The sequence below is a fragment of the Chryseobacterium sp. DT-167 genome, from assembly GCF_058310155.1.
On the sequence record NZ_JBZEEQ010000013.1, the window covers coordinates 120,610 to 141,427 of the forward strand.

At 35.1% G+C, this 20,818-nt stretch carries 20 protein-coding genes and 1 pseudogene; 6 read left to right on the forward strand and 15 right to left on the reverse strand.

Annotated elements, in window-relative coordinates:
* Positions 1-90: 90 nt before the first annotated feature.
* Positions 91-588 (reverse strand): GNAT family N-acetyltransferase, encoded by a 498-nt coding sequence (locus tag AC4FQ5_RS16555; protein ID WP_491145076.1) that lies wholly within the window; start codon positions 586-588, stop codon positions 91-93.
* Positions 589-840: 252 nt separating this feature from the next.
* On the reverse strand, positions 841-1,713 hold the full coding sequence (gene dapA, locus AC4FQ5_RS16560; RefSeq protein ID WP_491145078.1) for a 4-hydroxy-tetrahydrodipicolinate synthase: 873 nt from the start codon (positions 1,711-1,713) through the stop codon (positions 841-843).
* Positions 1,714-1,883: 170 nt separating this feature from the next.
* Here dapA and AC4FQ5_RS16565 point away from each other — a divergent pair, with 170 nt between their 5' ends.
* The 4 genes from AC4FQ5_RS16565 to recO are packed head-to-tail and all read left to right on the forward strand — an operon-like array spanning position 1,884 to position 6,547.
* Entirely contained in the window at positions 1,884-2,639 is a 756-nt protein-coding gene (locus tag AC4FQ5_RS16565; RefSeq protein ID WP_491145080.1) for a 5'-nucleotidase C-terminal domain-containing protein, read from the forward strand.
* On the forward strand, positions 2,639-3,589 hold the full coding sequence (locus AC4FQ5_RS16570; protein WP_491145081.1) for a bifunctional metallophosphatase/5'-nucleotidase: 951 nt from the start codon (positions 2,639-2,641) through the stop codon (positions 3,587-3,589). Before AC4FQ5_RS16565 ends, AC4FQ5_RS16570 begins: the two co-directional genes overlap by 1 nt.
* 1 nt (position 3,590) lies before the next feature.
* The gene (gene porZ, locus AC4FQ5_RS16575) at positions 3,591-5,861 is read left to right on the forward strand and encodes a type IX secretion system anionic LPS delivery protein PorZ (RefSeq protein ID WP_491145083.1); all 2,271 of its coding nucleotides are present in this window, start codon (positions 3,591-3,593) and stop codon (positions 5,859-5,861) included.
* Positions 5,861-6,547, forward strand: coding sequence for a DNA repair protein RecO (gene recO / locus AC4FQ5_RS16580; protein ID WP_491145085.1), 687 nt, complete (start codon positions 5,861-5,863; stop codon positions 6,545-6,547). The genes porZ and recO overlap by 1 nt, the downstream gene beginning before the upstream one ends.
* 3 nt (positions 6,548-6,550) lie before the next feature.
* Here recO and AC4FQ5_RS16585 read toward each other — a convergent pair whose 3' ends face one another.
* The 8 genes and pseudogenes from AC4FQ5_RS16585 to AC4FQ5_RS16620 form a co-directional block, all read right to left on the reverse strand.
* Positions 6,551-7,360 carry a glucose 1-dehydrogenase gene (locus AC4FQ5_RS16585; protein ID WP_491145086.1) on the reverse strand — a complete coding sequence of 270 codons (810 nt, stop codon included), beginning with the start codon at positions 7,358-7,360 and terminating at the stop codon, positions 6,551-6,553.
* Positions 7,361-7,421: 61 nt separating this feature from the next.
* Complete coding sequence (locus AC4FQ5_RS16590; RefSeq protein WP_491145088.1) at positions 7,422-7,913, reverse strand: GNAT family N-acetyltransferase; 492 nt, start codon at positions 7,911-7,913, stop codon at positions 7,422-7,424.
* 2 nt (positions 7,914-7,915) lie between these two features.
* Positions 7,916-8,542, reverse strand: coding sequence for a DUF1684 domain-containing protein (locus tag AC4FQ5_RS16595; protein WP_491145089.1), 627 nt, complete (start codon positions 8,540-8,542; stop codon positions 7,916-7,918).
* 4 nt (positions 8,543-8,546) lie between these two features.
* A complete protein-coding gene (locus AC4FQ5_RS16600) occupies positions 8,547-8,990 on the reverse strand; it encodes a hypothetical protein (RefSeq protein WP_491145091.1) in 444 nt (147 codons plus the stop codon).
* Positions 8,991-9,025: 35 nt separating this feature from the next.
* Positions 9,026-10,530: pseudogene (mqo, locus tag AC4FQ5_RS16605) on the reverse strand (malate dehydrogenase (quinone)).
* A 155-nt stretch (positions 10,531-10,685) separates the two neighbouring features.
* Positions 10,686-11,789, reverse strand: a complete 1,104-nt coding sequence (locus AC4FQ5_RS16610) for an NAD(P)-binding domain-containing protein (protein WP_491145092.1) — start codon at positions 11,787-11,789, stop codon at positions 10,686-10,688.
* Positions 11,790-11,801: 12 nt separating this feature from the next.
* Positions 11,802-12,824 carry an LLM class flavin-dependent oxidoreductase gene (locus AC4FQ5_RS16615; protein ID WP_491145094.1) on the reverse strand — a complete coding sequence of 341 codons (1,023 nt, stop codon included), beginning with the start codon at positions 12,822-12,824 and terminating at the stop codon, positions 11,802-11,804.
* A gap of 309 nt (positions 12,825-13,133) precedes the next feature.
* Positions 13,134-14,174: an NAD(P)H-dependent glycerol-3-phosphate dehydrogenase gene (locus AC4FQ5_RS16620; RefSeq protein ID WP_491145095.1), complete on the reverse strand. Its 1,041-nt coding sequence runs from the start codon at positions 14,172-14,174 to the stop codon at positions 13,134-13,136.
* A 221-nt stretch (positions 14,175-14,395) separates the two neighbouring features.
* On the opposite strand from AC4FQ5_RS16620, the gene AC4FQ5_RS16625 reads away from it, so the two are divergent.
* Positions 14,396-15,421, forward strand: coding sequence for a M23 family metallopeptidase (locus AC4FQ5_RS16625; protein ID WP_491145097.1), 1,026 nt, complete (start codon positions 14,396-14,398; stop codon positions 15,419-15,421).
* Between the two features lie 139 nt (positions 15,422-15,560).
* On the opposite strand, the gene AC4FQ5_RS16630 is transcribed toward AC4FQ5_RS16625, so the two are convergent.
* From AC4FQ5_RS16630 to AC4FQ5_RS16650, 5 genes are all read right to left on the reverse strand, one after another.
* Positions 15,561-16,214 carry an NAD(P)-dependent oxidoreductase gene (locus AC4FQ5_RS16630; protein ID WP_491145099.1) on the reverse strand — a complete coding sequence of 218 codons (654 nt, stop codon included), beginning with the start codon at positions 16,212-16,214 and terminating at the stop codon, positions 15,561-15,563.
* A 57-nt stretch (positions 16,215-16,271) separates the two neighbouring features.
* Entirely contained in the window at positions 16,272-16,682 is a 411-nt protein-coding gene (locus AC4FQ5_RS16635; protein WP_491145101.1) for an Rrf2 family transcriptional regulator, read from the reverse strand.
* An 87-nt stretch (positions 16,683-16,769) separates the two neighbouring features.
* Positions 16,770-18,236: a serine hydrolase domain-containing protein gene (locus AC4FQ5_RS16640; protein ID WP_491145102.1), complete on the reverse strand. Its 1,467-nt coding sequence runs from the start codon at positions 18,234-18,236 to the stop codon at positions 16,770-16,772.
* An 86-nt stretch (positions 18,237-18,322) separates the two neighbouring features.
* The gene (locus AC4FQ5_RS16645) at positions 18,323-18,892 is read right to left on the reverse strand and encodes a helix-turn-helix domain-containing protein (protein WP_491145104.1); all 570 of its coding nucleotides are present in this window, start codon (positions 18,890-18,892) and stop codon (positions 18,323-18,325) included.
* 103 nt (positions 18,893-18,995) lie between these two features.
* Positions 18,996-19,430, reverse strand: coding sequence for an FKBP-type peptidyl-prolyl cis-trans isomerase (locus AC4FQ5_RS16650; protein ID WP_491145105.1), 435 nt, complete (start codon positions 19,428-19,430; stop codon positions 18,996-18,998).
* Between the two features lie 182 nt (positions 19,431-19,612).
* On the opposite strand from AC4FQ5_RS16650, the gene AC4FQ5_RS16655 reads away from it, so the two are divergent.
* Positions 19,613-20,614 carry a catalase family protein gene (locus tag AC4FQ5_RS16655; RefSeq protein WP_491145107.1) on the forward strand — a complete coding sequence of 334 codons (1,002 nt, stop codon included), beginning with the start codon at positions 19,613-19,615 and terminating at the stop codon, positions 20,612-20,614.
* The last annotated feature ends 204 nt before the right edge of the window (positions 20,615-20,818 follow it).

The following is a 20,818-nucleotide window of genomic DNA, read 5'->3' on the forward strand; positions in this document are numbered from 1 at the left end:
CTTCGTCGAATCTTCGATTTCCGGAGGAATCTAAATTTATTTGTATAGATGCTTCCAGCATGACAAATTAACTGTTTACTTAAAATGTTTTTATAATTTAATTTCCATTAAATAATCATCCATCACAAAACCATTTCCGATATCAAAAACGCCTTCATCATAAATTTTATAACCTTGAGATTCGTAGAAAATCTTTGCTGAATTGTACTTATTGACATTTAAAATAATTCTCTTGTCACCACTTTCTTTTACTTGTTCATTTAAAAATTCTAAAGTTTTTTTACCTAAACCTTTTCCTTTGCTTTCCGGAACCAAATAAATACGGTGAAGTTTTGTTGTTTGGTTTTCGTAATGATTTTCATAGCCTAAAAATCCATCAAATGAGTTTAAACTTTCATCAAAAACCAAAAAATAATGATAATTCGGATTTCTTAAATGTTCAGAAATTTCTGCCTCAGAATACATGGTTTCAAGCATGTATTTCATCTGTTCTTTCGAGAGTATCTCTGCGTAGGCATTTTCCCATGATCTTTTTGCTAAATCCTGGATCAAAGGAATGTCTTTTTCTGTTGCTTTGATTAATTTCATATTTGATATTGTTTTGACGCTAAATGTATATCTTCCGTTTACAAAGGTGTTTAACTCCGTCGACTCTACGATTTCACTAAGTCAGGGTTTGAGATTAAAAAAGTGAAAAGTATGAACTTTTCACTTTTTTGTACTTTTATTATATCTCAACTAACACAAAGTTTGTCATTCCGTAGGAATCTAAATAACTTGCAGAGATGCTTCCAGCATGACAAACTGAATGTCAATTATTATATTAAAACTTATATTATTCTAAATTTTTGCCATTTCAGCTTTAATCTTCGCATAAAGCCCTTCTGAAGCAGGAACCAATGGAAGTCTCAAATAATTTTTGATCAAACCTTTTTCAGCCAAGACAACTTTAATTCCGCAAGGATTTCCTTCTGCAAAAATCAGTCTTGTGATCTCAACCAATTTATTGTGAATTTCATAAGCTTCATCCACTTTTTTATCAAAAGCCAACTGCACCATCGTAGAAAATTCTTTCGGATAACCTTGTCCGATTACTGAAATCACACCATCCCCACCTGCTAAAGTTACAGGAAGTGTAAATTCATCATCTCCCGAAACTAAATTAAATCCTTCAGGTTTTTTTCTTAAAATATCAAAATATTGTAAAATGTTTGGTGAAGCTTCTTTAATTAAAAATAAATTGGGGAATTCATTTGCCAAACGCAAAGTCGTTTCTGCCTCAACATTTTGTCCGGTTCTCGACGGAACGTTGTAAATGATGATATTTTTTCCGGTAGAAGCCAAAGCTTTATAATGCTGATAAAGCCCTTCCTGATTAGGTTTATTATAATATGGAGACACAGATAAAACAGCTTCAAAATCAGACAAATCTGTTTCTTCGATTTGCTGTTTGACTTCAAGAGTATTGTTTCCGCCGATTCCTAAAACCAAAGGAAGACGTTTATTATTAACCTTAATGATGTGCTCAACCACCTGTTTCTTCTCGTCTGAAGAAAGTGTAGCAGCTTCCGCTGTAGTTCCCAATACCACCAAATAGTTGGTTCCGTTTTCGATGTTGTACTCAACAAGTTTTGTCAAACTTTCGAAATCTACGGATAAATCTTCATTAAAGGGTGTTACCAAAGCAACACCTACTCCTTTTAAAATGCTCATCTGTTAGAAATATTTTTTCCAAATTTAATAAATTAGACCAAGAATTTATCATAATTAATAATGTTTTATTATACATATAATTATATTTGCATATACTAAAAGAAATTATGAATCAGATTGACCATTAGAATGTGATTCCATATAATCTTTATAATAAATGATTACAACATATGAAAAATAGATTCTTATTATTAGGAATTGCTTTGATCTCGCTCACTGCCTGCAAAACGACATCGTTGCAGGTTGCTAATGTGCAGACTCAAAAGAATATTTCTATTGATAATGAGCTGAAAAATGACGAGGAGTTTGTAAAAGTTATCAATCCTTACAAAGAAAAACTGGATAAAGAGATGAATCAAAAAATCTCTCACACCAGTGTAGATCTTACAAAACAGGGTGATAACAGCAATTTGGGAAATCTTTTAGCAGATTATACGTTTGATGGAGCCAATGAATGGGCGAAAATCAATCTTAAAAAAAATATAGATGCCGCTCTGATCAACATCGGCGGAATCCGAACTACAATCGGAAAAGGTGATATTCTTCTGAAAAACATTTTTGAAGTAATGCCTTTTGAAAACGAAGTCATTATTGTAAAAATGAAAGGAACAGATTTGCAGGGACTTTTTGATTACTATGCGAAAAATCTGGTCAACAATCCTGTTTCTCATTTATATATTGAAACAAATAACGGACAGTTATCAAAAACTTTAATCAACGGACAGCCGTTAAATCCTTCGCAGGATTATTATATCGCCACGTCTGATTATCTGGCTTTGGGTGGTGACAATATGAAATTTTTCAGTAAAGGAGAATATATTTCGACCGGAATTAAATTAAGAGATTTATTTATTGAATATTTTAAAAATAATCACGAGATCAATCCAAAAGAAGATGTTCGTTTAAATTTTATCGGAAAGGAGTAATGAACAGAAAAGGCTTTTTAAAAACTATAACGGGCGGAACTTTAGCGATGACTTTAGCTCCGAATCTGATGATGGCGGAAGAATTGAGTTTAAATTCTTTTAAATCTGCCAATAAACTAACCATTCTTCATACCAATGACCAACACAGCAGAATCGAACCTTTTGATGAAAGCTACACCAGAAATCCCAATCAGGGTGGTTTTGCGAGAAGAGCAAGTTTAATTCAGAAAATCAGAGGTGAAGAAAATAATCTTTTGTTGCTTGATTCCGGTGATATTTTTCAGGGAACTCCTTATTTTAATTTTTTTGGAGGCGAACTTGAATTTAAACTCATGTCGATGATGAAATATGATGCCTCAACAATGGGTAATCATGATTTTGATAATGGTTTAAACGGATTTTTAACGGTTTTACCGAATGCTAAATTTCCTTTTATCTGTTCAAATTATGATTTTAAAAACACCGTTTTAGACGGGAAAACTTCGCAGTATAAAATTTTCAATAAAAATGGAATCAAGGTCGGAATTTTTGGTGTAGGAATTAAACTCGACGGACTTGTAGGCAAAAAGCAATACGGTGAAACTATCTGGACAGACCCGATTGATGTTGCTCAACATTATTCCAATTTTCTGAAAAACGAACAAAAATGTGATCTCGTCATTTGCCTTTCTCACATTGGCTACGATTATAAAGATGAACCGGAAAAAATAAGCGATAAAATTTTAGCTTCAAAAACAGAAAATATTGACTTAATTTTAGGCGGTCACACTCACACATTTTTACCTGCACCTGAAACGTATAAAAACACACAGGGAAAAAATGTCCTGGTCAACCAGGTTGGCTGGGCAGGTCTTCTTCTGGGGAGGATAGATTTCTTTTTTGATTCTAATAAAAATATACAAAATATCTCCTGGAATAATCAGGTAATTGACAGCAGTATAACAGCATAATATGAAAAAACTTTTAATTTCTCTTGGTATTTTAGCTTCCGTGCAACTTGTAAGTGCACAGAATATTTCTTCTAAAAAATGGGCAGATTTATTTTCGTACAACAACGTTCTTGCAGTAAAGGAAGATAACGGAAAAATCGTGGCAGCTACAGAAAACGGAATTTTTTATTATACTGTTTCAACAGGAGAAATTACAAAACTCTCAAAAGCAAACGGACTTCACGAAGTAAAGATTTCCGCTTTTGATTACAATCCTCAGACAAAAATAGGCTTAGTTGGCTATCAGAACGGGGCTCTGGATGTTATTACTCCGCAGGGAGTTACTTATGTTGTTGATATTCCTATTGCAACAGGTTATAACGGAAGCAAAAAAATCAATCACATTTCAATAAGCGGAGACAGAGCAGTTGTTTCTGTAGGTTATGGAGTTTCTATTTTTGATTTAAAAAAGAAAGAATTCGGTGATTCTGCATTTTTTGTATCAGGCGGAGTTTATCAGGCAAGTAATGAAGCCACAATAAAAGATAATAAAGTTTTTTCGGTGACCAATACAGGTTTAAAGACGCACGAATTAAATACAACATTTCCTGTATTCTCTACTTGGACTACCGAATTGGCAGGTAATTTTACCCAAATCGATTCTGAAAATGCAATATCATTTTCTTCACCAACGTCAGCTTATATTTATAATAATGGAGTTTCTACCCCAATACCGCAGGTTTTTGGTAATGTAAACGATATTGTTGTCAATACAGACAATATCATCATTACCGATGCGAGCAGAATTTACAGTTACAATACCAACGGAACTTTTGCGGGTTCTGTTACAGTAGGAGAAATTTGTAATACCGCTACAAAAGTTGGCTCGAAAATATATCTGGGAACTATTCTATCTGGTTTAAAGAGTGAGGATAATATTGCTTATAAACCAGATGGACCGTATTTAAATTTTGCGTACAAAATAAGAATTTTTAATGAAAATCAGCTTTTGGTTTCTACCGGATCAAGAATCAACAATTTCAATGAGGGTTTCAATAATCCAAAAAATCCGGGATTTTATTATTTCACCGGAACTGAATGGATTTATCCTTCTTATTTTATTGGTAGCTCTACTGCATTCAATGTTTTGGATGCCATTGCAGATCCTAATAATCTTTCGGAAGTTTATTTTACCAATTACAATACCGCTCCCGGGTTTGGAATCTATAAAATGAAATATAATGCAGGTTCTAAAGATTTTGAATTTGTTAAAAGGTATGGATTGGAAGCACTTGATGGTTTTATGAACAGACCTGTCGGATTTGCATATGATGATCAAAATAATCTGTTTGCAAGTATGGCGTTTGCGGGAAATAATGCAGCTACTCCAGGTTTTGCTTATTACGATCGTGCAACTGATAATTTCATCAATAAATATGCGGTAGGAATTATCAGCAATGGTATACAACAGCCGGTGTACCACGAAAATAAATTCTGGACTCCACTCCCAAGATCTAATAACTTCTTAGTGTATGACACTAAAAAAACACAGAGTGTTACCGATGATACTTTCACTGTTTTAGCTGAAAGCAATGGTTTACCGGGTTCTGCTACAGGAAGTTTATCGGTAGCTTTTGACAAATCAAATGATGCTTGGATAGGAACTGATGTTGGGCTAAGAATTCTTCCCAACGCTGCTGCAGAAGTAGAGAATAATCCTCAGATGGAGCCGATTGTTATAGAACAGGGAGGTCTTGCAGAAGAATTATTCAGAGATTCTCAGGTTTTACAGATAGAAGTTGATGCCGGAAATCAGAAATGGGTTTCCATCGATGGTGGCGGAGTTTATTATCTTTCTGCATCTGGTGAGCAGGTGATCAAAAGATTTACAAAAGAAAATTCACCACTTCCTACGAATACGGTTACAGATATCAAAGTTGATAAAAAAACAGGAAAGGTTTATTTCGTTACCTATGACGGAATTGTGACTTATCAGGGTGATGTAGCCGATGTTACTTCCAATTTCGGGAATGTTTTGGTTTATCCAAATCCTGTAGTTTATGCTCAGTTCAAAGGTAAAGTGACCATCAAAGGATTGGCAGAGAAAACCAATATCAGAATTACAGATGCTGCAGGAAATATTGTGCATTCTGCCATTGCGAGAACCGGATATTATGAATGGGATCTTAATAATCAGAAAGGAAAAAGAGTGGCATCAGGAATTTATTTTGTGCTGATGACGAATGAAGATGCAAGTGATAAAGCAACTGCAAAAATAGCCGTTGTCAATTAATGAATTCTCAGAACGGTTTTTTACTCTCTTTTATAAAATATGGGGAAAACGATGCAATCCTGCATTGTTTTACAGAAGAGGAAGGTTTTCAGACTTATTTTCTCAAAGGAATTTATTCTCAAAAAAATAAGAAGAAAGCTTTTCTTTTGCCATTAAATAAATTAAACTTCTCAGTAAGGCTTGGTAAAGGAAGCGGTATGCAGACTGTCTCAGGATTTGAGTTGCTCAATCTTCACGATGTGTATACAGACATTAAAGCCAATACGGTTGTATTTTTCATTTCAGATTTTCTTAATCAGATTTTGCGAAATGAAAATAAAAATTTAGCCCTGTTTACCACAATTGATGAATTTACAGACCAGCTCAGCAATAAAAACTACCAGTCGCATCTTATTTTTTTAATTAAAATTTTAAAAATTCAGGGGGTTGCACCACTTTTAGGAGACGGAAAATTTCTTGATCCGGAAACCGGAAATTTTATTCATAATTCTACACACGCTATTTTTGATGAAGAAAATTCGCTATTGTGGAAAAGCATTATTTCATCACAAAACCCTTATGAAATCAAGATTCCGTCATCAAAAAGAAAAAATTTTCTAGACAGTATTTTAGTATATTATCATTATCATATTCCTGACTTTAAAACTCCAAATTCATTAGAAATTATTCAGCAGATTTTTGAGTAAATCTTATCCTCCATCTGCAAAACTTTCAAGACTCGTCATTCCTCCATCTACGAAAATACTTGCTCCTGAAATATAATCTGCAAGATCACTCGCTAGAAAAGCAGCCAAATTTCCGATATCTTTTGGTTGCCCGATTCTGTTGTAAGGAATAAGTTCCAACAGAGAATTTAAAGCGTCTTTCGTTTCCCAAGCCTGTTTATTGATAGGTGTTTGTATTGCACCGGGACCTATTGAGTTGACCCTTATTTTGTCGGGACCATATTCCTGCGCCAAAGTCTGCATCAGCATTTTGATAGCACCTTTACTTGCCGCATAATTGGCATGACCTGCCCAAGGAATAATTTCGTGAACCGAACTGATGTGAATGATTTTTCCACAAGCAATTGAACGTGAAGTATCAATACCGCGTCTGAGAAACTCTTTGATCGCTTCCCTTGAACAAAGGAATTGACCCGTCAGATTAACATTGATTACTGCATTCCAGTCATCAAGGGTCATTTCGGTAAATTTTGCATCTTTCTGAATTCCTGCATTATTGATCAGAATATCAACCGTCCCGAATTGATCAATAACATCTCCGAACATTCTGATTACTTCATCTTCTTTGGAAACATCGCATTGATAGGTGATTCCTTTTCCGCCTGCATCGGTGATTTCCTTTAGTACTTCCTGAGCACTTTCGTGAGATTTTTCTGAAGAATGATTGATGATTACTGTGGCTCCGGCTTCGGCAATAGATTTGGCAATTCCGGTTCCTATTCCGCTTGATGCACCTGTGATGATGGCGACCTGATTTTTTAATGATACTTCCATAATTATATTTCAATCGTGTTTAAATCAAATTGAAAGTATCACGCCAAACTAAAAAATTGATTTAATTATTCTGAAGTTTTTTAGACATCAAAAACTGAGGTCCGCTTCTGCCCTCTCTCGTTTTACCTTCAAATTCATATCCGGTTTTGACATACAATTGAAAAGCTGAGGTATTTTTTTCGTTTACGGCTAAGACAATTTCATTGCAGTCTGCGAAATGTTCTTTTATAAAATGATCAACTTCAATCATTGCTGATTTCCCAATCCCTTTTCCCTGAAAATCAGGATTTACAGATAATGAGCGAAGTAAAACCGAGTCAGTATTTTCTGTAAGATCAAATTTATCATCTCCAAAATCAAGCACAAAAAACCCAGCTGCTTTTTCGTCATAAAAAATGGTAATCGGGTAAGCAAAAAAATCTCCATTGTGGTTTCTCTCTTCTATTCTTTTTAAAGATTGCTTTGCTGTTGCTGTGTACTGCGACTGAATATCATCGAGAACATAATCAAGTTCCGGAAGATCTTCAGGTTGATAAAATTTTAACTCAGTCATATTTAATGATGATAAATATCTTCGTACATCACTCCGGCTCGTATTTCTACAGCCAATTTATTTTCTTCAGGAACGATCGGGCAATTGTAATCGTACGCATTGTAAGCACAGAAAGGCTGATAAGATTGATTAAAATCTAAAACAATTGTATTGCCGCTCGGAATTTTCAGATCCATATATTTTCCGCCGCCATAGGTTTCTTTGTTGTTGGTTTCATCACGAAAAGGCAGGAAAAGGTAGTCTTTATATTCTTCTTTTTTCATTAAATCTAAACTTTGGTAAATCGTTAAAGTATACCATTTTCCATCTAAAGTAAAAGTTGCCTTACCAAATTCCTGATACGATTTTGATTTTCCGGAAGATGTAGGCAAATCAAAAGGTTGAGGATTTTCAGTTTTAATAAAGTTTGCAGTAACTCTGTATTTTAAATCAATCGGAAAGAAAGGATGCTGTTTGAATTTCGCAAAATTATCATCTCTTAAAGGTGTTTCTTTAGGATCCAAATATTCTTTATTTAAATCTTGCTGAAATTTCTTGATTTCTTTAATTTCCTTCGATTGCTGTTTATTAATCTGAGGAAATGCAAATACCGGAAGTATAAAAAATAGAAATAGGATGTATTTTTTCATTTAATTATTCTGAAATTTTAATTCTATAAATATCTGACGAATTTCTTTTAATTGATTTCACAAAAAAACCACCTTCTTCCGGAATAATTTCTTTAAAATCGAAGCTTGAACAATCCTTCGGAAGTCCTGAAAAAATTAAGGTAAACCAAAAGTCTCTCATAAACGGAACTGCCGTCCAGTTGGGATAAATCGTGATATTTTCAGCGTGAATCAATTTACTTTTGTGACTGGAAGAATTGTCTATCAGGTAAGTCGTATTCCAGATCCTGATCAGGTTTCCCAAAAACGGCGATGCAGGAAAACAGCAATGCACGATTACCTGTTTCTCTTCTTCAATTTTGGTCTGAAGAGATTCAAGCAATTCTTTTGCGATAACGGGTTTTACGATTACTTCTTCCATGATTGATGATGGGTAATTGGCAATTGGTAATGAGTAATAGGTAATCAAGCATTTTTTATTGCTTATTACCCATTACTTATATTTTAATGTTTTAGTTCTAATTTTTCTTTGCTGTAGGCTCTTACCCTCTCTGTAAGCTCAGGGTTTTCGGCTAATTTCTGTCCGTATGAAGGAATCATTTCCAATAATTTTTCTCTCCATTCACCATTTATTTTTTCGGGAAAGCATTTTTCCAAGACATTGACCATTGCAAAAACTGCTGTGGAGGCTCCCGGAGACGCACCCAACAAAGATGCAATCGTTCCCTGCTGATTGACCACAACTTCGGTTCCGAATTCTAATTTTCCACCCTGTTTTCCATCTTTTTTAATGATCTGTACCCGTTGTCCGGCAACTTTCAGTTCCCAGTCTTCTTCTTTAGCATCTTTTACAAATTCCCTTAAATGCTGAATTCTCTGAGCCTTAGTCATTGCAACCTGTTGCACCAGATATTTTGTCAGCGGAATATTATGCCACCAAGCTCCGAATAGTGACTTTATATTTTTAGTATTGACACTTGCAGGTAAATCCAGATAATTTCCTTCTTTCAAAAATTTAGTTGAAAATCCTGCAAAAGGACCAAAAAGCAATGCTTTCTTTCCGTCAATAATTCTCAAATCCAAGTGCGGAACTGACATTGGTGGCGCATCTACAGTTGCCTGAGTATACACTTTTGCCTGATGCTTTTCTACTAACTCAGGATTGTGTGTTACCAGCCATTCTCCGGAAACAGGAAAACCTCCGTAACCTTCACTTTCCTTAATGTCTGAACTTTCGAGTAACGGCAATGCGTAACCTCCTGCTCCGATGAAAACAAAATCTGCCACTACTTCCTGCTTATGACTGTGAATTCTGTCTTTCACTTTCATTTCCATTTCCCGTCGTTTCTCGGATCGATATCTTTTACTTCATGATAAAGAAACACTTCAACGTTTGAATCTTCAAGCAAATGTCTTCCCATTTTTCTTGTTAGGCTACCGAAATTCACATCGGTTCCCAAATCCATTTTTGTGGCTGCGAGAACTTCCGCTTCGTTTCTTTTACTCATTACCAAAGGAATCCATTCTCGCAATTGGTCATGATCTGTAGTAAATTCCATTGCAGAAAACAAGGGCGAATCTTTCATCGCTTCATGACGTTTCTGAAGATATTCAGCATCTTTTTCGCCAAATACCAAACTCATGTGCGCACAGGAATTAATGAAATCTGACGGAGTTGATATATATTTCTTATCAATCAGGTAAGACCAGAATTGTTTTGAAATTTCAAACTGTTCTGCAATCTTTTCAGCTTTTGAAATATCAATTGTTCCGTCTTCATTTTCGGGCGTATAATTCAATTCGCAAAATGCTGAATGTCCTGTTCCTGCATTGTTCCATGCGGCCGTACTTTCTTTCGCAAATCTTCCTAGTCTTTCAAAGATGGCTATATTTAAATTGGGATCAAATTCGTGAAGCAATGTTGCTAAAGTGGCACTCATAATTCCGCCTCCGATTAAAACAACATCATATTTTGGTTTTGGTGTTCTGCTTAAAATTGTATTCGGCATTCCTTTAAATTTACTACGAATTTCGGGAAAAGTTTTAACAGAAGAATCTATTTTAAATAACTTTTTTAAATTATTATTTCGAAAACTATTGAGAGTAATTCAATTTAAATTCTTTTAGAAATATTAAACTTAGATTCCATTCACAGAATCTTTATTTATTGAGATTGTGATTCTATCTTTAAATCTAAGGTTTTTACCAATTCTCTTGCTGCTGCACTTCCTGCTCTATTAGCACCAATGGTAGATGCTGAAGGACCATAACCCACAAGATGAATCCTCGGTTCTTTTGACACTTCCGTCGCCAGTCTTCCAGACATCATAATGCCACCACCTTCTTCTTTAGGCAAAACAGCATCCAGATGTGACATAGACCAACGGAAACCTGTATTCCAAAGAATAACATCGGCTTTTTCATGCCTCCCATCTTCCCATTTAATACCATCTTCAATGATTTCACTAAACATAGGGAAGCGTTTGAGAACACCTCTTCTCTCCATGTCCTTAATATCATCATTAACAGGCAATCCCGTTACTGAAACTACCGACATCGGCAATAATCCGTTTCTAACCAGCTTTTCAACCATCGCTACCGCTAAACTGCCTGCCATATCATCAAAAGGTCCTTCTCGAAATTCCGGAGGTCTACGTGTAACCCATGTTGTAGTAGTTACTTTTGAAATTTGATCTAGCAACTGAATCGCCGAAATACCACCGCCGACAATAATTACGTGTTTTCCTTTGAAATATTCAGCATTTTTGAAATTTCTAGTATGCAATTGCTCTCCCTGAAAAAGCTTAGCACCAGGATATTCCGGAATATAAGGATTCCCCCAAGTTCCTGTAGCGTTGATAATACCTAATGCAGAAAATGCAGCAGATGATGTATCGATATAGAATCTTTCGCCATGAATACTCACTTTCTCAACTTTCACCGGCCTGTAGACCTGCAATCCGAATTTTTTCTCGTACAAATCATAATAATGTGGAACTGCAACATTGGCTCTCACGTTCAACTTATCTCCCTCAATGGTTTCTTCAAAAGACATTCCCGGCAGATCATGAATCCGATTTACGGTGCTTAAAGTCAATGAATCCCAACGGGACTGCCATGCCCCACCAGCCGTAGGGGCTTCATCTAAAATAATAAAATCATGTCCGATTTCCAGACCCATTTTTTTAAGATGGTATGCTGCTGAAAGCCCGGCCTGTCCAGCTCCAATAACTGCAATTTTTGTTTTATACCAAATTTTCCCTGCCATTTTCAATATTTTTTAACGCCAACCTAATTCGGGAGCAACATACTTCAAAATAGATTCGAGTATATGAATGTTGTAATCGACACCTAATGTGTTAGGAATAGTCAACAATACAGTATCTGCTTCCAGAATTGCCTCATCCTGTGCCAATTCCCTGATTAACTGTTCCGGTTCTGCGGCATAACTTCTTCCAAAAACAGCACGTTGATTTCCTTCCAACACACCTATCTTATCAGTTTTATTATTGTCATTCTCAAAATAATATTGATCCTGATCATTAACTATAGGAAAAATAGATCGACTCACAGAAACTCTTGGTTCACGAACGTGTCCTGCTTTCTTATATGCTTTTTTGTATAATCTTATTTGTTCAGCTTGCTGAATGTGAAACGGTTTTCCGCTTTCATCAAACTTTAAGGTTGAGCTTTGCAGATTCATTCCTGTTTCTCCTGCCCAAACCGCAGTAGCATCTGAAGCAGATCCCCACCAAATACGGTCACGTAATCCCTCAGAATGTGGTTCTATTCTCAATAATCCGGGTGGATTGGGAAACATAGGACTAGGGTTTGGTCTTGCAAAGCCTTCTCCTTTTAATAAATCAAAAAACTCTAATCCTTTGAGGCGCCCCATATCTATATCGGTCTGACCATCCTCCAAATCATATCCAAAATATCTCCAGCCATCAATAACCTGTTCCGGTGAACCTCTGCTAATGCCTAATTGCAACCGACCTTCGGAAATCAAATCTGCTGCACCGGCATCTTCTGCCATATAAAATGGGTTTTCGTAACGCATATCGATTACTCCGGTTCCGATTTCAATTTTCTTAGTTTTAGCACCAATTGCTGCCAACAACGGAAACGGCGAAGCTAACTGTTTGGCAAAATGATGCACCCGAAAGTATGCTCCGTCAATACCTATTTCTTCAGCAGCTACAGACAGATCTATTGACTGCAATAGAGTATCACCCGCAGTTTTGGTGTCATACGATGGATGATTTCCCCAATGTCCGAACGATAAAAATCCTATCTTTTTCATGTATCTAAAATACAAAATGCAATCTTCGAAAGTATTACCATACATCAATTTCGGAAAGAAGCAGATCACTATCAAAAAAATTAAAGTTGAAGCCGTGATTTAAGCAAAAATAAATTTATCAATTTTCATTTTTAATAAAAATGTTTAATTTTAAAAATAATTACACAAAGATTTTTTATTTACTAAACGTTTAAGGCGTTAACATTTAACGGAGCACAAGAAGTTTCCATGTTATGACAAATTGTAAATACAAAAAAACATCAGCAATAATTTGCTGATGTTTTATTTTTGATTTAATTTAAAATATTTTTAATTCAGTTTTGCAGTCAGTTTCTTGAACTGTTTTTCTGCGTTTTTACCTTCATACAGAATTCCGTAAATAGTATCTATAATCGGTAATTTCAGATTTTTCTGTTTTGCTGTTTTATAAATAGAATCTGCTGCGTAATATCCCTCTGCAACCATGTTCATCGATTGAATTGCAGACTTTACGGTATATCCTTTTCCGATCAGGTTTCCTAAATTTCTGTTTCTTGAGAATAATGAATATGCTGTAACCAGTAAATCTCCTAAATAAGCACTTTCGTTGACGTCTCTCGGAGCTTCATAAATCGCTTCAAGGAACGTTTCCATTTCACGGATTGCGTTGGATACAAAAACTGCTGTAAAGTTGTCTCCATAACCTAAACCGCTTGCAATTCCTGCTCCGATTGCAAAAATATTTTTAAGAATGGCACTGTACTCGTTTCCTAAAATATCTTTGCTGGAATTAACTTTAATAAAATCAGAATTAAAAATTCCGACCAATTTATCTGAAGTTTCGTCTTCAACGGTCGCAATGGTAAGATAAGAAAGTCTCTCCATCGCAACTTCTTCTGCGTGACAAGGTCCTGCAATCACGGCCTGATTTCTGAAACCGATTTGGAACTCTTCTTTCAGATAATGCGCAACAACATCATTCACTTTTGGAATAATCCCTTTAATAGCAGAAACAAAAATCTTGTCTTTGTACTCACAAGTCATTTTTTCCATCGTATCCGACAAATAAATTGACGGGGTTGCCAAAACCACCACATCACAAGCAGAAACGAGCTCATTAATATCAGTAGTAAGCTTTAAATTTTTAAGATTAAAATTAACAGCTGTAAGATATGTGGGATTGTGACCGCGAAGTTCAATAGCACCTTTTACAAACTCACTTCTCACGCACCAATGCACTGTTTTGCAGTTCTCAACAAGCATCTTTACAATTGCCGTTGCAAAACTTCCGCTTCCTACGACACCGACAGCAATGTCGTGCTTAGCCTTTTTTGAGTTTGAAGATTCTGAAGTTGTTTTCTTTTTCGCCATAATTGAAATGTGAATTGCAAATATATTAAAACAAAGAAATAAGTGGCTGTATAAATCTAACAATACTTATTTTATTAAGAAATTAACATTCTCACACAATTAAATGGTTAAAATTCCGTTAGTTATAAAATATTCCAGATTTTAATTAGAAATAATTCTTAAAATTTATTTTTAACTAAATTTGCACCCTTAAAACGGTTTTTAAATTCCAAGAAAGAAAAATGAAGAAATTTTTAGGAAGCAAAAAGAAAGTAAACATTCTGATCGGAGGACTTTTACTGGTAGTTTTTGCACAAAGTATTTTTATTGCCAAATTATATTCAACAAAAGATGATAAAAATTATGAAGTCAATCTGGTAAAAATAAATACAGAAAAAGATAGTGTAGATTATCTGAAAATGAAGACAGATCTTAGTTTAGTAGATCAAACGGTAGGACAGCTGAACTCATTTTTAAAATCTAAAGACATTAAGAACGAAAGACTAATGGTCCTTGATAATGATAGTGTTTCAAACTCAATTTATCTTGCCAAACAATCAAACAGATACAGCCAATATTTGATGGATCTTCAGAAAAAACTACAGCAAGTTCCTTTAGGAATGCCGACTGAAGGCTATATTTCGTCAAATTTCGGAATCAGAAAAAATCCTATTCCATTCAAAACGGTTTTTGCATCGGTAAAACCAACTGTAGAATCTAAAACAACAGTAGTTGCTACAGCAGCTCCAAAACCTGAAGTAAAAGCTGAACCTTACGAAAAAACAATTGAATTGACAGACAGCTACGGAAATAAACGTGAAGTAAAAGTAATGGTGACACCTAAAGCAAAGACAGAAACTGTAGCTTCTGCACCTGCAATTTCTTCCAATACTGTTGCTGCATCATCATCAAAAACTACTGCCGAAAAAAACAATCCTCCTGCCGAAGCTGATCAGATGCAGTTTCATAAAGGTCTGGACATTGCCGTTCCATTTGGGTCTGATGTCATTGCTACCGCTGCAGGAACGGTGATATTTGCAGGACAAAAAGGCGGTTACGGAAACTGCGTAATTGTTTCTCACGGAAATGGTTTGGCGACGCTTTACGGACATCTATCTCAATTGGTTGCAAAAACCAATGATAAAGTAAAAGTGGGACAAGTGATTGCAAAATCAGGAAATTCCGGTCGCTCTACAGGACCTCATTTGCATTATGAAGTACATAAAAACAATACTCCGGTGAATCCGAAGTTGTTTATGAATCTGTAAACATTTAATCAATAAAAAATAGTTTCAGCGGCACCTTCGGTGCCGCTGAAACTATTTTTTTAAATTTTTCATTCATCGGATTTTATCCGATGCTTTGTTAGGTCGTCGCCCCGTTGGAGCTTTTTTAGGCAAAATCAAATTAATAAGCAGCCGTAAAACGCTCACGAATATGGTTGTTCTGCTCCAATTCATCCACCAAAACAACGGCAACATCTTCCACAGACAAAATACTTCTTCCATTTTCGTCAAAAACAGGAGATTCCAGAGCTGTTCTGTATTTTCCGGTTCTTATACCCGCTGTTCCTTGGTGCATTTCAATTGCTGGGCTAAAAAACGTCCAGTCTAAAGTGTTGTTTTGTTTAATTTCATTCAAATAATCTCTTGCCGCGGTTGCTCCCGGTTTGATATCTGCAGGAAAATCAGGACCGTCAACCAATTGGTTTCCGTCGATGAATAAACTTCCTGCTCCACCAACGGTAATAAATCTTTTAACACCGGATTGTTCTACTGCTTTTTCGATATTTTTACTTCCGTTCAGAAAGTCATCGTAAAGATTGGGATTCATCCATCCCGGATTGAAGGTATTGATTACGGCATCGTTTCCTTCCAGAACTTTTGCAAATTCTTCCACATTGTTTACGTCTGCGCTGATTGCCTTTACATTGTCTTTCACATCAACTTTTGAGCTGTCTCTAGCGATGGCAATCACTTCATACCCTCTGTTTGATAATTCGTTAACAACTTGTTTTCCTACGAAACCTGTGGCTCCGATTACTGCTACTTTTTTGTTCATGCTTTTTTTATTTAAATTAATTGTAATAAATATTGTTACATTTTTGGTTAAAAAATTTTAATCAAATTGATCTGTAAATTCCTGGAGAGATTTATCTCCCAAAAAACTTTTTACCAATAGATCTGTCTGCTCAAAAAGCAAGGAAAGATGATTGTTGATCTCCTTTCCTACCGGACAGGCAGGATTTGGGTTCTGGTTTTTCTTCCCTAAAACTTCATTGTTTTTTACGGCTGCGTAGATTTCAGAAATTTTAATTTCGTCAGCACTTTTTAAAAGTCTTGTCCCGCCATCTTTTCCCAATCTGCTTGTAATTAAACCCGCTTCACGCAATTCACGCAATTCTTTACGTACAATTACAGGATTTACATTGATGCTTCCGGCGATCCAGTCAGAAGTGAGCCACTCCTGAGGAACTTTTGCCAGTAATGTCATAATATGTATCGCTGTTGCGAATCTTGTATTGCTCATAATTATGGTACAAAGATATACAAATTTTAATTGTAACAAAATTAATTACAATTAAAAATAATTTAACTGTAATTAATTATATCAGAATCATTTTGTTTCAATCTCAACAATCTTCCTACCAATATCTTCAAAGTACTGATTGATGAGAGTTTCATAAATTTTGTAGCCGTCATCGATATTTGTGAAAATAACAATACCTTTTTTTGTTTTTGGTAAAATGATCGCAAACGTGTTAACACCTTTATCTGAACCGCTGTGTGAAAGGGAAATTTCATTATTTCCTAAGTCATAAATTTCAAATCCGAGTCCGTAATATTTGTTTTTTTTAGTTTCGACCTGCTTGGTTTTCATCTCTTCAAAATTTTGTGGTGAAAGCAGTTTATTATCCATTACGGCAATCAAAAAGTTACTGTAATCTTCCACAGAAGTCATCAAATCATCTGCTGCATTAGGAATTCTGTTTTTTACAGTATCGTAGGGTTTTCCGTTTTTGTCATAACCAATAACGATTCTTTCCGCATTTTTTTTCTCATTCCAGAGATAACTTGTATCATTCATATTCAAAGGGTTGAAGACCAATTCTTTTGCTAAATCTTCCAGACTTTTATTGAATTTTTTTTCGATCGCTTTTCGTAGATATTCAAAACCCTCACCTGAATATTGATATTTTGTACTCGGATCAAAATTAAAACTGAGCTTTTGATCTTTATTCATCCATCTCCAATTTGAGAAACCGGTTTGATGGCTCAAAACCAATCTGGTCGTCAGTTTCTTGTGACGAGGATCATCAGCAACATCAGGATCGGTAAAATATTTATAAAGCGGTTCGTCAAGGTTCCATTTTCCGAGGCTTACTAAACGCAGAACTGCCATTGCTGTAACGGGTTTGGTTAATGAAGCTACATTAAAAAGGCTGTTGTAAGGCGCTGTTGTTTTGCCGTTTAATGTTCCGTAAACTTTTATCTGTGTTAATTTACCATTTTCGATTACACCTAATCCTAAAGTAGGAATGTTATTAGCTTTTAATAATCTTTCCAAATCGTCCGAAATTTTTGTTTTAGCAGGATCTTCGTGGCTATAGCTGAGAACATCGCTCATCAACCAATTTCCGTTTTTTTTGGTCCAGACTGATGTGAATTTTGCTTGTCCGCCTAAAACATCTTCTTTATTTTTTTCGCGCGTAAAAAACTGATGTTCTCCTGTTTGGATAGCACCGTACAATTCGCCGTTATTATACAAAGGAAAAACTTCCAGACTGCTTTCAATCACTTTGCGAATCGGCTTTTGATCGGGATTACCACAGATATTTTTCTTCGTTCTTTCCATAAACAGTTTTTTATCCTGGAAACCACCGAAGTCATGATAAAATTTCAGATTATCATCTACCGATTTTTCGAGATATGCAATATCACAATTATTGAAACCACGCTCGAAGAAAAGGCTGTCCTGTTTTTTTAATTCTAAAAATAATGATGAATTTTTATCGATTTGGGCTTTCAGATTTCCAAAGAAAAGGAAAAGAATAAGAATGCTGTAGTAAAGTCTTTTTGTCATTGAATTATTTTTGACAAAGATTCAGAATTAATCAGTTTTAATTCAAAAATTTACCCCGACAAAAACCCGACAACTGGATGACAAATTTATATGATACTGAAATTCAATCTATAGCAAAGATTTCGTTTCTTGTCAATTTCATAAGCATTTCTCAGAATAATGAAAACATTTGCAAGCGTTAAGCAAATCATCGTTATCATTACAGATGCCGAACCGAGTTTTAAGAAGGCAACAATCAGAAAAATAATGGGCGAAATAATGGCTAAAAATATCTGAAGAGAAATGATTTGTTTTACAATTGAGGATTTCTCTTTTGTGAAGAGCATCATCAATAAAGGCGGCAGAAAATTGGCAACCGGAAGCCACGCAAAAGGAATTGAAGACAGATTAATCATCTTGATGAGAGTATAATTAAGAACCTCATCTTTTTCTGACGATGGAAGAAAATTTTCAACAAAAATTTCCTGCGGGATTTCCTGATGTAATAATTGCTTTTCAGAAATATCAAGAGTGGTAGCCAAGGTTTTCAGCGTATAACCTTTCGGGTCTGTTCCGGCCTCAATCCGTTGAATGGTTCTTACAGAAATACCTGATTTTTCAGCCAGTTCTTCCTGAGTGAGATTTTTCTGTTCTCTGATTTTCTTTAGTTGTGACATTTGTAAAAAATTTACAAAACAAATTTACAGATTCGATCTGTTTTAATTTAATAAATAAATTACCCGAAAAAACAGGTAATTTATTTTAAATATCAGTTGAAATTTATTTAATATCCAGCAACTCAACCTGAAAGACGAGTGTACTGTTAGGTCCGATTTCTTTACTGATCTGCTGATCTCCATATGCCAGATGTGGGGGAATGATCAATCTCCATTTACTTCCTACAGACATCAACTGAAGAGCTTCTGTCCATCCTTTGATTACTTTATTCAATGGAAATGAAGCCGGAGTTCCTCTTTTCACAGAACTATCGAAAACTTTACCTCCGATTGTTGTTCCGTGATAATGACATTTTACCATAGATTTCGGACCTGGTTTCGGACCGTCGCCTTCTGTGATGATTTCATACTGCAAACCGCTCGGTAATTGCACTACGCTTTCTCTTTTACCGTATTCCGTCATATATTCCTGTCCGTCTTTCAGGTTTTTCTCTGCCAGTTCTTTTTTGCGCTTAAATAACATATCTGCTACTCCCATAATTTTTTTTACAAAGATAAGATTTTTGAAGCGGGAAGCACAAAACCTGAAAATCAAAATCATAAGGATAAATTTCTGACACCGATCTTTTTGTTTCCTGAAAATCATAAATTTCAAATAAGTTTAATATTCTCTTAACGTAGAAATAAAAACTTGGCGTTATACTTGAATTTTGAAAATATATGTCAAATCCCTTAAAATATAATAAGAACTTTGAAAAACTATCATACGAGGAAAAGCAACTCCTTGAGGAAACAAAAAAAAGCATTGCCGATTTTGTAGAGCAATCTTCCTCCATCAGCGATGTCAATTATGCGACAAGAAACGCCCATGCTAAAACTTATGCTGTTTTGAAAGGAGAATTTATCATCAACCCGGAAATGCGGTCTGATCTTCTATACCTGTTTGATAAAGAAAAATACAACATCGTCGTAAGGCTTTCAAATGCTCATTTAAAAATTAAAAGAAATAAAAAAGACATCCCTGCCTATGGGTTTTCAATTAAAATAAAAGATGATGCAGATCGTACAATTGCCAATTATCCGCTGGTGAATTTTCCATTGTTCCCGATCAACTCGGTTGCTAAATTTTTGAAATTATTTACAGCTATCAATTGTTTCTTTACTAAAAAATGGGGAAATACATTCCAATTAATTTCGCAATTTTATAAGGTTTTGCCAGGCATTCTGACTTTATCATTTCTAAAAAAAAGCTGGGAACTTTTCATGAAGAGGAATGATTTTTTTCTGTCTTTTGATTATCATTCGGTCGGCGTTTATCGTTTGGGGGATCACATGATCAAAATTAAACTGAGTCCGCAAAACATCCAGAAAAATTTCGGAACAAAACTTACTACCAAAAAAGCTATTGAAGATTTTTGCTTTCACGAAAATTATACTTCTGATGTTATGATTCAGTTTTGTTATGATCTGAAAGATCAGCCCATCAATATTCTCAACCGCGAATGGAAAAACTCACCTTTTGTTAAAATTGGTGAAGTAAAAATTGAGAAAAATTCTTTGGTTAATCCCAAAGCCTGCGACAATGAACTGCTGTCATTCAATCCTTTTGAAAGTGCAGAAATCTTCCAGCCGGTAGGGAAAATTCAGAAATTGAGGGATGAGGCGTATAAAGTTTCGCTTCAGACGAGAAAAAAAATCAATAAGCTTTTGAAATATAAATAAACTTTATAAGCTTGAATTTTTTTTATATTGCCACAGATGCACAAATACAAATGTGTTGTTTTTTATAAACTATTAAGATAGATATGAATGTGCATTTTTTAACCATAACGCTAAAATCAGCAGTTATTTTGTCATTGACTACGTCGAATCTGTGATTTCCGGAGGAATCTAAATGGTTGAAGGTTAAAATCTTTGTAGAGATTC